The organism is Rhizobium sp. AG207R (assembly GCF_027109195.1).
In the GTDB taxonomy this organism is placed as follows: Bacteria; Pseudomonadota; Alphaproteobacteria; order Rhizobiales; family Rhizobiaceae; genus Rhizobium; species Rhizobium dioscoreae.
Window position 1 is genome coordinate 219,267 of sequence record NZ_JAEPVT010000007.1, and the last position, 14,224, is coordinate 233,490.

Sequence of the window (14,224 nt, forward strand, 5' to 3'; positions counted from 1 at the left end):
AGGAGGCTTTATGTCCGCTTTCGATCCGGTTCGCAGCTTTCGCAAGCTTGCCTATAACAGCGCATTGGCGAATGTCCGACTGCATCGTGCCTGTGCGGCCCTGCGGCCCGGCGAATTCGAGGCCAAGCGCGTGAGCTTCTTTCCGTCGATCAAGGCAACCCTCAATCATATTCTGACGGTGGACTGGTTCTATGTCGATGCGCTGGAAGGCGGGACTCTGGGCCTCAGAGCTTTTGACATCGAGGAGCCCTATGATCGGCTGGACGAGCTGAGCCGGGAACAGGCCGATGTCGATCGCAGGCTGGTCGCGTTCTGCGAGGCGCTGACGCCGGAGACTGCGATGCGGATCATCGATATCCAACGCGACGGCCGCATCCAGCGCGAGAGGGCGGACGATGTGCTGAACCATCTGTTCCAGCATCAGACGCATCATCGCGGGCAGGTGCATGCGATGCTGGCCGGAACCAGCGTCGCGCCGCCGCAGCTCGACGAGTTCATCGTTTCAGACGATGCGCGCTTCAGGGGCGATGAATTGGCAGCGCTTGGTTGGGACGAAACGAAGCTGATGCGTTGATACCGGCCTTTTGGTGCGCCGATTTAGCCAGTGTCTCTATTGTTTGCTTGAGCAGGGCCTTTCCGCCGCCTCGCCAGCCAAGGGCTTGGATTTTTGACGTATCCATGACATTGACTGCGCCGCGCTCCGCTGGAACTGGCGGCGCGTGTGGACAGCCGGTTGCTGTCTGGAGATGGCTAAGGATCTCGTGCGTGTCGGTCAGAATATCCGATAAGTTGAAGGCCTCACCGTCCATGCGGCCGGCTTCCGTTTCCAGCAGAAGACGAACCGCACGACCGAGGTCGCGGCCGTGAACCTCGGTTCCGGCGCGCGACGGAACAGGCCTGCCGTTCAGATAGTCGCCGAAGAGATCGTCCCATTTGTTCGGTCGCAGATCACCATAGACGCCCGTCGCCCTCAAGCTCGCGGTTATGAAACCGGGTGCGGACAGAGAAAAAAGTGCATGTTCGGCGTCGCGCTTCACCTCGCCGTAGAGCGTGTTTGGCATCGGCTTGATCGCCTCGGTCAGCTCCTCTCCGGAAATCCCGTCTCCATAGACGGCGCGGGAGGAGAGAAAGATGCAGCGACGCATGCCGGCCTTCCGCGCCGTCTCGAACAACTTAACCGTCCCATTGAGATTGAGCCGGCGAAAGCCTTCCGGATCTTCCCCTTCGCCACCGCGATATTTACCGGCTACATGGCTAAAGGCGGCGTGCACAAAAAAATAGGCATCGTCGAAAGCGCCGCTCTGATTTCCCGTCGGATCAAGGCTTAAGGGGACAAAAGAGACAGGCTGCGAAAAGAGGCCCGAGGGAGGCGGATTGCGCCCGCCGATCGCAACCTTGTATCCGGTTGATAGCAGCTCTTCGGCGATGTATCGGCCGACGAGGCCTGTTCCGCCCGAGATGAGGACCTTCATGCCGCGGCCTGCGGATTTGTAAGTGTGGCGATATCGGGCAGGTCCCGGCCGGTATGGAAGCTATGCCACAGCTCGATCAGCGGTCTCAGCTGCTCGGCCTTGGGATGGTTTTCCTCCCAGGGCTTTTCATATTGATAGTGCAGGATCGAGACGCTGTTCCAGTTCCAGAGCTCAGGCATGCTGAACCAGACATATTGCAGCATGTTCATGAAGATGGGCAGTCCGTGCCAATCCGGGAAGAAGGCCTCGAGAAAGGTCTGGTCCGTGCGCCGCCAGAAGACGTCGGGGCGATCGAGCCGTTCCAGCATGTGCCGAAAGGTCGCAAGCGACGGCTTGGCGACGAAGACGCCGGAATTCAACCGATGGAAATCCGCAAGGCTTTCGTAGACATTCGGTGCTGCCGAAAATTCCGGATAGTCGAAGAGCCTGTCGACATTGCGCAGCACCAGAGCATCTGCATCGATGAAGACACAAGTGTCATATTCGATCAGCTGCCAGAGCCGCAGTTTGCAGAAATTGTCGAGCGGCGTGTGGAAGGAAGGCTTGCGACCCTTGGTAAAGGGGGCGGCGGTGTGCAGGTTGCCGCGGGCATGCCGCTCGTTGAAGGCATCCGACAAGGGAAGATGCTCGACTTCCACCAGCCGGCAGTCGAGTGCTGCCAATGGGGCGAGGTCGTTTTCGCTAACCCCTTCCGTATGCAGCACGACGATATCGGCCTTGGTGCCGCTGTGGACGATCGAGCGCGCCAGCGCAACGGCACCCATCGCGTAGTCGGCGTTCGTGACCAGTGTCACAAACGCCTGGCCGGCGCGGGGCCGGGTTTGCGGGCGCAATCCCTGCAGCATTTCGCTACCCGGCATCATGACACGGATTTCAACCTCTTGCCTTCGGGATCATGGTTGACCGTCGCGGCGAGATCCTTGGTCCAGGCGGAGATGGCCGGGACGCGCGAGCGGTCGACGCGATAGGCATATTTCCTGGCGACATCAACGATTTCGCCGAGAAGACCCGCCTCCAATGTGATCGGCGCAAGGCCGAGATCGAGGAACTTGTCGTTCTTGACGATCAGCTCGTTCTCCGGAGCCTCCTTGCGCGGATTGGGCAGGCGGACCACCTCAGCGCCGCTCATCTTGGCGATCATCTCGGCAAGATCGCGCACGCGATGCGTTTCCGTCATCTGGTTGAAGATTTCGACGCGGGCGCCGCGGGCCGGCGGGTTCTTTAGCGCCAGTTCGATGCAGCGCACCGAGTCCTGGATATGGATGAAGGCGCGGGTCTGGCCGCCGGTGCCGTGCACGGTTAGGGGATAGCCGATCGCCGCCTGGATGAGGAAGCGGTTGAGCACCGTTCCATAGTCGCCGTCATAGTCGAAACGGTTGATCAATTGTTCGTGACGGCGCGTCTGCTCCGTATGGGTCCCCCAGACGATGCCCTGATGCAGATCGGTAATCCTCAGCCCGTCATTCTTGGCATAAAACTGAAAGAGCAGCTGATCGAGGCACTTCGTCATATGGTAGATGGAGCCAGGATTGGCCGGATAGAGGATCTCCTGGCTGACGGTGCGGCCATCGGTCGTCTCGATGCCGACCGGTAGATAGCCTTCGGGGATAGCGGCGCCGATCGTCGAATAGCCATAGACGCCCATCGTGCCGAGATGCACGAGATGCGAGTCGAGGTTGAGCTCGACGAGCGCGTTCAGGAGATTATGCGTGGCGTTGACGTTGTTGTTGACCGTGTAGTTCTTGTGCCGGTCGCTCTTCATCGAATAGGGGGCGGCGCGCTGCTCGGCGAAATGCACGATGGCATCGGGGCGATGCTCGGCCAGCCACTTCTTCAGGAGCTCATAGTCCTTGGCCAAATCGATCAGGTGGAAATGGATCCGGCGGCCAGTTTCGGCGTGCCATATGCGGGTGCGTTCCTGAATCGAATCCATCGGCGTCAGCGACTGGACACCCAGCTCGGTATCGATCCATCGGCGAGAGAGATTATCGAGGATGTGGATCTCATGACCGGCGTCGGAGAGGTGAAGAGAGGTTGGCCAACCGATGAATCCGTCACCGCCCATAACCGCAATTTTCATAGGATCTTCCTTCCATGCCGATCCGCTAGCCGGTGCGATTCCGGATAGTCGGAGTTTATGACAATTGTTCAAAGCTTGCTTGATGGCAGAACTTCGGCCAAAGAGGTGCCGGACATTCAAGGAGATGCGGCAACGATGAACAGCCCCTTTCTGATTGCTGGGGAACTGGAAGCCGGAAGCCACCGGCTGGTGCAGCGAGTCTACTATGAGGATACGGATTTTTCCGGGCTCGTCTATCACGCGCGCTACCTTCATTTCCTCGAGCGGGGACGCACGGACTATCTGCGTTGTCTCGGCGTGGAACAGCGTGAACTCCTGAATGCCGACGAGGAGGGGCTGGTTTTCGTTGTCCATCGCATGGAGATCGATTTCAAGGGGCCGGCGCGCATGGATGACGTGCTGACGATCCGGACCGTCACCGAAAAGGCTGGCGGCGCCAAGATGGTACTGTCCCAGGAGATCCGGCGCGACGATATGCTGCTGATAGCAGCCAAGGTCATCATCGCTGTCATCAACGCCAAGGGGCGCCCGCGCCGGCTGCCGGAAAAGCTGGCGGCACAGATGCTGACCGCATCGGAAAGTGCCGGTTGAACTCAAGTTCTCCTCGATCGGTGACGACGGTCTCGTCGAGGGCCGACGGTGATTGGCAACTGGCAGCTTGCAATAACTTGAGTTTTATGTGAAGGAATTCGCCGCGCAAGATTTGTCTGCGTTTGCCGCCGGTTTCGTCCGGTCAGTTCTTCCCTGGAGCTAGAATAACCTTCGCCGCCGTTAAATCCTTCATGTTTCGACGCTAACATTCTTTTAACCATAATAGTGTCTTACTGGTTATGTCGGAGTTTGTGCGGTGCACGCCTTCCTTTGACCAAATTTGACGGCAAGAAGGCAGTTGTAAGCTTGGAAGGCTTGACCAGGGCGTTCAGCGGCGGCTGCCAAACAATTCTTGTGAGATCACTTTTAGCCGCCCGGTCTAGCGCCGGGCGTTTGGATTCGGGGATTTTGGATCAATGGAACAAGTAGCACTGGCAGCGGCCACCACACCGGACATCACCCTCTGGTCGCTCTTCATGCAGGCGGGCCTGGTGGTCAAGCTCGTTATGATCGGCCTGCTGGCAGCGTCCGTATGGACCTGGGCGATCGTCATCGACAAATATCTGAGCTACGCGCGGGCACGCAGGCAGTTCGATCATTTCGAGCAGGTCTTCTGGTCTGGCCAGTCGCTCGAAGAGCTCTACCGCACGCTTTCGGAGCGCAACAATACGGGCCTCAGCGCCATCTTCGTCGCGGCCATGCGCGAATGGAAGAAATCCTTCGAGCGCGGCGCCCGTTCGCCGATCGGCCTGCAGATGCGTATCGATCGCGCCATGGACGTGACGCTTGCGCGTGAATCGGAACATCTGGTCGCCCGCTTGGGTTCACTTGCCACCATCGGTTCGGCCGGCCCGTTCATCGGTCTCTTCGGCACCGTCGTCGGTATCATGACCTCGTTCCAGGCGATCGCCGGTTCGAAGTCGACCAACCTTGCGGTTGTTGCGCCGGGTATCGCCGAAGCGCTGCTCGCGACCGCCATCGGTCTGGTCGCGGCTATTCCCGCGGTTATCGCCTACAACAAGTTCTCGGCCGATGCCGGCAAGCTCTCGGGGCGCATGGAAGGTTTTGCGGATGAATTCTCCGCCATTCTTTCGCGTCAGATCGATGAGAAGCTGCAGCCGCGTCAGGCAGCACAGTAAGTAGCGGACAGAACCGGAGTAATTCACATGGCAATGTCTGTTGGAGGCAAGGGTGGCGGCGGTGGCCGTCGAGGCGGTCGTCGCGGCAGCGGCCGGGGCGGCCCGATCGCCGATATCAACGTGACGCCGCTGGTCGACGTCATGCTCGTGCTGCTGATCATCTTCATGGTGGCGGCGCCGATGATGACGTCGGGCGTGCCGATCGACCTGCCGCAAACGCAGGCGGGCGCGCTGAACGCCCAGACCCAGCCCATCACCATCTCGATCAAGGCAGATGGCCAGGTGTTCCTGCAGGAAACGCAGATCGACGTCGCCGAAATCGCCGCCAAGCTGCAGGCGATCGCGACCACGGGCTACAACGAACGCATTTTCGTGCGTGGCGACGGCAAGGCGCCTTACGGCGTAATCGCCGACGTCATGTCGCGTATCCAGGAAGCCGGTTACAAGAATATCGGCCTGGTTACGCAGCAGATAACGGACCACTGACGAGCCGACATGAAGCGCAGTCTTGCTACCTCTGCTGTCATTCACATCCTGGTGCTGATCGGCGCCATGGTGACGCTGAGTGCGCCGGCGCCGCTTGAGACGCCGGAAAGCACGGCGATGGATGTCGATATCGTGACGGCGGATCAGCTGCAGCAGGGCGAAAAGAAGGCGCCGGTGACGGATCACGCCGCACGCAAGCCGACGACCAAGCAGGATCAGGTCGCCAACGCCCAGAATACCGGCGAGAACAAAGTCGACATCAAGAACCCGGTCGTGCCGACGCAAAGGCCGGAGAGCGAGACTGCGGCCCTGGCGCCGAAAAAGGTGGATGCGCCCGTTCCGCAGGACGATCCGAAGCCGAACGACGTCAAGACGATCGAACAGAAGGAAACGGAGGCTGCGCCCAAGGAAGTGGCCGCCATTCCGCAGCAGAAGCCGGATGTAGTGCCGACGCCGAAGCCCGATCCCACGCCGCCGACCCCGAAGGCCGATGTAACGCCGACCCCGCCGACGCCGCAGCCGACGGAACAAGCTGAAATTCAGCTGCCAAACAACGTCCCTGTGCCGGATGTGAAGCCGCAGCCGACGCCGCCGAAGGCTGCCGAGCCGAAGCCGGAAATAAAGCCGACACCGAAGCCGGACGTGAAGGTCGCCGACGCCAAGCCGACGGACAAGACAACGACGCAGAGTACAAGCAAGACCACCTCGGCAGACGACGGCAAGAAGGACGCCGACAAGAAGCGCCAGACTCCAAAGGCCTCCAGCAAAGGCCTTGACGATGGTCTCGCCGATCAGATCAACGATCTTCTCAACAACACCTCGTCGAAAGGCGGCGCGAAGCGCTCATCGCAGCAGGCTTCCGCAGGCGCCGATACCCAGGTCGCTTCGCTTGGCGGCAAGAAGTCGCTTGGCGCCGGAAAGCTCAGCCAGAGCCAACAGGACGGATTGCGCGATCTGATCCAGAAATACTGGAACCTCCCACCCGGCCTTGAAGGCGCTGGCGACGTGCGAATCAAGGTGCACTTCAAGCTCGACAAATCCGGACAGATCGTCGGTCAGCCGGAAGCCACGACGAACGGCGGACCGGCTTCGACACAAGGTGCCATGCAATCTGCCGCTGTACGCGCGGTTCTTCGCGCGCAGTCGGAGTTCATGACGATTCTTCCGGCGGACAAATATGAGGATTGGCAGGAAGTCGTCGTCAACTTCAGCGCAGCGGATCTGGGGATGTGATGCGGGGAGTGCGGCTTTTGACAAATCACTGTCCCCGTCTCGGCATGAGCTTGGTTGCGGCCTTGGGGATGACGTTAGCTGGTTCCATGTCGGCGCAGGCTGCGAACCCTACACAGCCGCATGGAAATTCGACTGGGGCCAGCATCCGCGATGAGGTCGCGAAAAATTGGAATCTTGCTCCCGGCATGGAGGGAGCGAAGCATGTCCACGTTCGGGTGCACCTCAAGCTCAATCGAAGCGGAGAGATCGTGGGCGAGCCAAAGCTTATCGTGACCGGTGGCCACAAGGCAACACAGCAAGCCATGGCCGCAGCCGCGATGCGAGCCGTGCTTCAGGCTGCCCCGTTCAAGAACTTGCCAAGAGATCAATATGAGGACTGGAAAGAAGTCGTAGTCAACTTCGATGCCAGCGATCCGGCGAATTAATGCTGAAAGGCTTGATACATATGATCAGAAACTCCCTCGTTCGTCTCCTGCTGGTGCTAGCAGGCTTGATGGCTGTGGCATCCACTCCGGCCTATGCCGTGGTCGAGCTCAACATCAACAAGGGCAACGTCCAGCCCATGCCGATCGCTATCACAGACCTTCTGTCGAATGATACGCTCGGCCCGCAGATCTCGAGCGTGATCGCCGCCGACCTGCAGCGCTCCGGACTGTTCGCTCCGATCAACAAGCAGGCCTTCATCGAGAAGATCACCAATCCGGATTCGACCCCGCGCTTCCAGGACTGGACCTCGATCAACGCGCAGGCTCTGGTGACCGGCCGCGTCACGCAGGAAGGCGGCCGCCTTCGCGCCGAGTTCCGCCTCTGGGATACGTTCGGCAACAGCCAGATGATCGGCCAGCAGTTCTTCGCCCAGCCGGATAACTGGCGCCGTGTCGCGCATATCATCGCCGATGCAATCTATCAGAAGATCACCGGCGAAAAGGGCTATTTCGATACCCGCGTCGTTTTCGTCGCCGAAAGCGGCCCGAAGACGGCCCGCAAGACGCAGCTCGGCATCATGGATCAGGACGGCGCCAATGTGCGCATGCTGACCGACGGCAGTGACCTCGTGCTGACGCCGCGTTTCTCGCCGAACCGGCAGGAAGTGACCTACATGTCTTTCGCCAACCAGCAGCCGCGCGTCTATCTGCTGCAGCTGCAGACGGGCCAGCGCGAACTGGTCGGCAACTTCCCCGGCATGACCTTCTCGCCGCGCTTCTCGCCGGACGGGCAGCGTGTGATCATGAGTCTGCAGCAGGAAGGCAATGCCAATATCTATACGATGGACCTGCGCTCGCGCACCACGACACGCCTGACCTCGACGGCCGCGATCGATACCTCGCCGTCCTATTCGCCCGATGGCACGCAGGTTGCCTTTGAAAGCGACCGCGGTGGACAGCCGCAAATCTATGTCATGAATGCCGATGGCTCCAACCAGCGCCGCATCTCGTTCGGTAACGGCTCCTACTCCACGCCGGTTTGGTCGCCGCGCGGCGATCTCATCGCCTTCACCAAGCGTGCCGGCGGCAATTTTTCCATCGGCGTCATGAAACCAGACGGTTCCGGCGAGCGAATCCTGACCTCCGGCTCCTACAGTGAGGGACCGACCTGGGCGCCGAACGGCCGCGTCATCATGTTCTTCCGCGCGCCGTCCGGCGCAAGCGGGCCGCAAATTTATTCGATCGACCTGACCGGTTATAACGAACAGAAGATCCCGACGCCGGGCTTCGCTTCTGACCCGGCATGGTCGCCGCTTCTCGAGTAATGAAGGGCTCGCCACTTTATCGCCGCAAAGTCCTGTGACTGGACCGTTTGGCGACAATTTTAGGACATCATTAACCATACTTGTTGGAATCGGATTAACCGAACCCGGTTACAGTCTGGCAACCCTGATAGAGACTTATAGGAGAGACCGGCCATGAGCCGTACCGCAACCCAGGCCGTTGGCCACATGCAAAACCTCGCACGCAACCCGATCATGATCGCGCTTTTCGTCGGCCTTTCTCTGGCTGGCTGCGCTTCCAAGAAGGGTTTGCCGAACGATGCCAACGGTCTTGGCCTGAACGGTGCCGGCAATGCTACTCCGGGCTCGCCGCAGGACTTCACGGTCAATGTCGGCGACCGCGTTTTCTTCGTTGTTGATAGCTCCTCCATCAGCTCCGAAGCTGCCCAGACGCTCGATCGTCAGGCCCAGTGGCTCGCCCGTTATCCGAACTACTCCATCACGGTCGAAGGTCATGCCGACGAGACCGGCACGCGCGAGTACAACCTTGCTCTTGGCGCACGTCGCGCAGCAGCTGCGAAAAACTACCTCGCTTCGCGCGGTGTTCCCGCGAACCGCATGAAGACGATTTCCTACGGCAAGGAGCGCCCGGTCGCTACTTGCGACAACGAATCCTGCTGGTCGCAGAACCGCCGCGCTGTCACCGTGCTCAACGGCGCCGGCTCCTGATAGGCGAAGAAAGACTGATCGAAATGCAAAAGGCGGCCTCCTGGCCGCCTTTACTTTTTTGACCACACTTTGGCCGAACTCCGTTGCTTTTTGAGAGCAATTGTAAAAATCTCCTGTTCGAGCCCTCCGGCCCGAAGAATCAATAGGACAGGACGATCCATATGAAAAAACTTGTCGTGGCGAGCATGCTTTGTCTCGCTGCCGTCGTGGGTAGCGAACGCGATGCTTCTGCCTTGTCGTTGTTCGGAATCCATCTCGGGGGCCGCGAGGCTTCCGCGCAATCGGCTTCCGGCAATTCCCAAAGACAAGCACAATACGGCCAGGCGCCGGTCATCAACGTTCAAAACAGCGATGCCGAAGTTCGCCTGCAGCAGCTTGAGGACCAGATGCGCCAGCTGAATGGCCGTGTCGAGGAAATGAGCTATCAGCTGTTGCAGATGCAGGAGACGATCCGCAAGGCGCAGGAAGACAATGAATTCCGCTTCCAGCAGCTTGAAAAGCGCGGCGGCGGTGCTGCGCCGGCTGCCGGTGGGACGATGAAGAAGAGCGAGGCCGACGTGCCTGCCCAGAGCGGCGGCCAGCAGGACGATATTGCCGGCGTCATCACCGATTCGCAGAACGGCAGCGCCGCGCCGCGCGGCGCCGGCGGTGGCAAGCCGCCGAGCCAGCTTGGCTCTATCCAGTTCGACCAGAGCGGCGATCAGATCGGTTCCTCGATGACGGGGGCCAACAATGGTTCGGGCGCGCCGCCAAGCGCGGGCTCCGGCTCGCAGACGGCTTCGCTCGGCAGCGAGAACGACCAATACAAGGCTGCCTACGGTCATGTCCTGTCCGGCGACTATAGCGTCGCCGAACAGGAGTTCCGTCAGTATCTCGACAGCTACCCGAGCAGCTCCCGGGCTGCGGATGCGAATTTCTGGCTCGGCGAAGCGCTTTATTCGCAAGGCAAGTATAACGAGGCCGCCAAGACTTTTCTGAATGCGCATCAGAAATATAGCACCTCCGAAAAGGCGCCCGAAATGCTGCTGAAGCTCGGCATGTCGCTTGCGGCGCTCGACAACAAGGACACGGCCTGCGCCACGCTTCGCGAAGTGACCAAGCGTTATCCCAAGGCCTCCAAGGCTGTGACCGGCAAGGTTGCCAGCGAAGAGAAGCGGCTTGCCTGCTGATTGCCATGCCCATTGACGCTGTGACCAGCGGTGCCACAGTCCTGATGCCCGAAGCCGCCGCGACGGAATTTCTTCATTCTCTTTCGAAGCCTGCTCATGTTCTGGTCGCCGTTTCCGGCGGCAGTGATTCCACCGGGCTTCTGATTGCCCTTGCCGAGCGGCTGAAATCTCATCCTCACAAAGATATTACTCTGAGCGCTGCGACCATCGATCATGGTCTGCGCGCCGCAGCAGCAGATGAGGCGCGCGAGGTCGCGGCATTCTGTGCTTCGCGCGGCATCCCGCATTTCGTCCGCCGCTGGGAGGGGGAAAAGCCCGAGACCGGCATCATGGCGGCTGCGCGTGAAGCGCGCTACGGATTGCTCGCAGACCTGGCCTCCGATATTTCGGCCGATGTGATCGTAACAGCCCATACGCTTGATGATCAGCGCGAGACGATGGCGATGCGCAGCGCGCGCCGCGGGCAGGGCGGTCATGGCACAGGCATTGCTGATGCGGTCTTGTTCGATCGGCGCATCTGGATCGTCAGGCCGTTTCTCGCCTGTCGGCGGGCGGATATCAGGACCTTTCTCGGGAGGCATGGCCTATCCTGGTTCGACGACCCGAGCAATGAGGATATAAAATACGAGCGTGTGCGTACGCGCAGAGATCTCCAAGCGGAGCCGATGGCCGGTGTGCCTGTGGATATCGGCGCCGATCGCGCAGCTCTTTCCGAGAGAGCGGCTGCATGGCTCGATGATTGGGTCACAATTCACGCACAGGCGTCTTGTGTCATCGATCGAGCCGGACTTTCGGCGGATCGGGCAGCTGTCGCTTATGCGCTTTCCTATCTTGCTGCCGTCTTCGGCGGCAAGGCGTATGCGCCTGGACATGTGCAAATGGAGCGCGTTCTCGAATTTGTGAACGGTGCCAGCCCCGGTCGACGTACGGCCGGCGGCGTGGTCTTCGACCTCAGGCGCGATGGACTCTATCTTATGCGGGAAAGCCGCAATATCGCGCCGCTGAGGCTGTTGCCGGGCGAGAAAGGCATTTGGGACGGTCGTTTCGAGATCAGTAATTCGAGCAACGCCCCGGTTCGGATTGTCGCAGCAGGCACGGAAAATATGATGATTTTTCCGGCGACTATGCCGAAGGGCGTGGTGCTGCGCGCCCGGGCGGCGATGCCGCTCGCGGCGACGGAAGGGGAGGCAAAGGCGGCAGCGGTGACGGTTGTGCCCTATCTTGCGCCCTTCGACCGCTTTTTGACACGATTTGACCTCACATTCGCCAATCGCCTTTCTGCGGCTTTTGGCCGCGAAGCCTATATGCGGCTGCCGCTTTCGGTCCTATAGACGGAAAAAACATGCGGCGATGCGGTTTGCCTTGGCAAGGGCTTGGCGCAACCCTATGTTAGGGATCAAGTAATGCCGTCGCTCAAGCGGCGGAAGTTTCAGTGCTGGGGAGTTCGATGAACCCTAATTTTCGTAATTTCGCTCTGTGGGCAATCATAGCTCTGCTGTTGATTGCCCTGTTCAGCATGTTTCAGAACGCGCCGGCACAAACAGGCTCCAGGGAAATACCGTATTCGCAGTTCCTCCGGGAAGTTGATTCCGGTCGTGTTCGTGACGTGACCGTCACGGGCAACCGCGTTGTCGGCAGCTATGTCGAAAACGGCACGCCTTTCCAGACCTATGCTCCGGTCGTGGATGACAGCCTGCTTGAACGCCTGCAAAGCAAGAACGTCAACATCGTCGGCCGTCCGGAATCGGATGGCTCCTCGAGCTTCCTGAGCTATCTCGGCACGCTGCTGCCGATGCTCCTGATCCTCGGCGTCTGGCTGTTCTTCATGCGGCAGATGCAGGGCGGCTCGCGCGGCGCCATGGGCTTTGGCAAGTCGAAGGCAAAGCTTCTGACGGAGGCACATGGCCGCGTCACCTTCGATGACGTCGCCGGCGTCGACGAAGCCAAGCAGGATCTGGAAGAAATCGTCGAATTCCTGCGCGATCCGCAGAAGTTCCAGCGCCTCGGCGGTCGTATTCCGCGCGGCGTGCTGCTTGTCGGACCTCCCGGTACCGGTAAGACGCTTCTGGCGCGCGCCATCGCCGGCGAAGCCAACGTGCCGTTCTTCACCATTTCCGGTTCCGACTTCGTCGAAATGTTCGTCGGCGTCGGTGCAAGCCGTGTCCGTGACATGTTTGAGCAGGCCAAGAAGAATGCGCCTTGCATCATCTTCATTGACGAAATCGATGCCGTCGGCCGTCATCGTGGTGCCGGTCTCGGCGGTGGCAACGACGAACGCGAACAGACGCTCAACCAGCTGCTGGTCGAGATGGACGGCTTCGAAGCCAATGAAGGCATCATCCTGATCGCCGCGACCAACCGTCCCGACGTTCTCGACCCCGCGCTGCTGCGTCCGGGCCGTTTCGACCGTCAGGTTGTGGTGCCGAACCCGGATATCGTCGGCCGCGAGCGCATCCTCAAGGTTCACGCCCGCAACGTGCCGCTGGCTCCGAATGTCGATCTCAAGACGCTCGCCCGCGGTACGCCCGGTTTCTCCGGTGCGGATCTGATGAACCTCGTCAACGAAGCCGCTCTTATGGCCGCCCGCCGCAACAAGCGACTGGTGACGATGCAGGAATTCGAAGACGCCAAGGACAAGATTATGATGGGCGCCGAGCGTCGCTCTTCGGCCATGACCGAGGCGGAAAAGAAGCTCACCGCCTATCACGAAGCCGGTCACGCGATTACGGCGCTCAATGTCGCTGTCGCAGATCCGCTGCACAAGGCGACGATCATTCCGCGCGGCCGTGCGCTTGGCATGGTCATGCAGCTCCCCGAGGGCGACCGCTACTCGATGAGCTACAAGTGGATGGTGTCGCGCCTCTGCATCATGATGGGCGGCCGCGTTGCCGAGGAGCTGACCTTCGGCAAGGAGAACATCACCTCCGGCGCATCCTCCGATATCGAGCAGGCGACCAAGCTTGCCCGTGCGATGGTCACGCAGTGGGGTTTCTCCGACGAGCTCGGCCAGGTCGCCTATGGCGAGAACCAGCAGGAAGTCTTCCTCGGCCACTCCGTTTCGCAATCCAAGAACGTTTCGGAAGCAACGGCTCAGAAGATCGATAACGAGGTTCGCCGTCTGATCGACCAAGCCTATCAGCAGGCCAAGGATATCCTCACCTCCAAGCACGATGAGTTCGTCGCACTGGCGGAAGGCCTGCTCGAATATGAGACCTTGACGGGCGAGGAAATCAAGGCGCTGATCCGCGGCGAAAAGCCGGCGCGCGACCTCGGTGACGATACGCCGCCGAGCCGTGGTTCGGCCGTGCCGAAGACCGGCGCCAAGAAGGACGGTTCAGTCGGTGCCAAGGGCGATGAACCCGAAGGCGGTTTCGAACCACAGCCGCGCTAAAGGCGCGAGGCGTTCAATCTCGGTTGAGAGGCCAGCCACCTGTTTCAGGTGACTGGCCTTTTGTTTAGGAGAGGGCAGAAGGACGTAACGCTTCCGATGTTGATCAGCCCTTGTGGCAACTGGCGGGTGGGGCAAAGTAATGCGGAGGCAGTAGGCTGTGAATTGGACTATTGTCGGTCTCGACCTGGTACGGTTTTTTAGTGCTTATTAATGGTAACGCGTTGTA

General features: G+C 60.1%; 14 protein-coding genes. 11 read left to right on the plus strand and 3 right to left on the minus strand.

The genetic code is table 11. From position 1 onward, the window contains the following. Window positions 1-10 precede the first annotated feature (10 nt). Entirely contained in the window at window positions 11-574 is a 564-nt protein-coding gene (locus tag JJQ51_RS18410) for a DinB family protein (RefSeq protein ID WP_113355136.1), read from the plus strand. Here the strand turns inward: JJQ51_RS18410 and JJQ51_RS18415 are convergent. Genes JJQ51_RS18415 through JJQ51_RS18425 form a run of 3 tightly spaced genes read right to left on the minus strand, consistent with a single transcriptional unit; the run spans window position 519 to window position 3,552 of the window. Further along, window positions 519-1,472, minus strand: a complete 954-nt coding sequence (locus JJQ51_RS18415; protein WP_113355133.1) for an NAD-dependent epimerase/dehydratase family protein — start codon at window positions 1,470-1,472, stop codon at window positions 519-521. The two genes, JJQ51_RS18410 and JJQ51_RS18415, sit on opposite strands and share 56 nt — an antisense overlap. Then, a complete protein-coding gene (locus JJQ51_RS18420; RefSeq protein WP_269245132.1) occupies window positions 1,469-2,332 on the minus strand; it encodes a glycosyltransferase in 864 nt (287 codons plus the stop codon). The genes JJQ51_RS18415 and JJQ51_RS18420 overlap by 4 nt, the downstream gene beginning before the upstream one ends. Then, window positions 2,332-3,552: an NAD-dependent epimerase/dehydratase family protein gene (locus JJQ51_RS18425; RefSeq protein ID WP_269245056.1), complete on the minus strand. Its 1,221-nt coding sequence runs from the start codon at window positions 3,550-3,552 to the stop codon at window positions 2,332-2,334. The genes JJQ51_RS18420 and JJQ51_RS18425 overlap by 1 nt, the downstream gene beginning before the upstream one ends. Before the next feature lie 135 nt (window positions 3,553-3,687). Between JJQ51_RS18425 and ybgC the strand changes: the two genes are divergently transcribed. From ybgC to ftsH, 10 genes are all read left to right on the plus strand, one after another. Continuing rightward, window positions 3,688-4,143 (plus strand): tol-pal system-associated acyl-CoA thioesterase, encoded by a 456-nt coding sequence (ybgC, locus tag JJQ51_RS18430; protein WP_069611881.1) that lies wholly within the window; start codon window positions 3,688-3,690, stop codon window positions 4,141-4,143. A gap of 416 nt (window positions 4,144-4,559) precedes the next feature. Next, window positions 4,560-5,282 carry a protein TolQ gene (gene tolQ, locus JJQ51_RS18435; RefSeq protein ID WP_047629119.1) on the plus strand — a complete coding sequence of 241 codons (723 nt, stop codon included), beginning with the start codon at window positions 4,560-4,562 and terminating at the stop codon, window positions 5,280-5,282. A 27-nt stretch (window positions 5,283-5,309) separates the two neighbouring features. After that, on the plus strand, window positions 5,310-5,768 hold the full coding sequence (gene tolR / locus JJQ51_RS18440; RefSeq protein ID WP_113395228.1) for a protein TolR: 459 nt from the start codon (window positions 5,310-5,312) through the stop codon (window positions 5,766-5,768). 9 nt (window positions 5,769-5,777) lie between these two features. Beyond that, window positions 5,778-7,001: a hypothetical protein gene (locus JJQ51_RS18445; protein WP_269245057.1), complete on the plus strand. Its 1,224-nt coding sequence runs from the start codon at window positions 5,778-5,780 to the stop codon at window positions 6,999-7,001. A gap of 86 nt (window positions 7,002-7,087) precedes the next feature. Beyond that, window positions 7,088-7,426: a TonB C-terminal domain-containing protein gene (locus tag JJQ51_RS18450; RefSeq protein WP_269245058.1), complete on the plus strand. Its 339-nt coding sequence runs from the start codon at window positions 7,088-7,090 to the stop codon at window positions 7,424-7,426. A gap of 20 nt (window positions 7,427-7,446) precedes the next feature. Next, window positions 7,447-8,751 carry a Tol-Pal system beta propeller repeat protein TolB gene (gene tolB / locus JJQ51_RS18455; RefSeq protein WP_069611824.1) on the plus strand — a complete coding sequence of 435 codons (1,305 nt, stop codon included), beginning with the start codon at window positions 7,447-7,449 and terminating at the stop codon, window positions 8,749-8,751. Window positions 8,752-8,904: 153 nt separating this feature from the next. Next, window positions 8,905-9,438, plus strand: coding sequence for a peptidoglycan-associated lipoprotein Pal (gene pal / locus JJQ51_RS18460; protein ID WP_069611823.1), 534 nt, complete (start codon window positions 8,905-8,907; stop codon window positions 9,436-9,438). Window positions 9,439-9,599: 161 nt separating this feature from the next. Continuing rightward, the gene (ybgF, locus tag JJQ51_RS18465; RefSeq protein ID WP_069611822.1) at window positions 9,600-10,607 is read left to right on the plus strand and encodes a tol-pal system protein YbgF; all 1,008 of its coding nucleotides are present in this window, start codon (window positions 9,600-9,602) and stop codon (window positions 10,605-10,607) included. A gap of 5 nt (window positions 10,608-10,612) precedes the next feature. Then, entirely contained in the window at window positions 10,613-11,938 is a 1,326-nt protein-coding gene (tilS, locus tag JJQ51_RS18470) for a tRNA lysidine(34) synthetase TilS (RefSeq protein ID WP_269245059.1), read from the plus strand. A gap of 116 nt (window positions 11,939-12,054) precedes the next feature. Further along, entirely contained in the window at window positions 12,055-13,998 is a 1,944-nt protein-coding gene (ftsH, locus tag JJQ51_RS18475; RefSeq protein ID WP_113330342.1) for an ATP-dependent zinc metalloprotease FtsH, read from the plus strand. Window positions 13,999-14,224 lie beyond the last annotated feature (226 nt).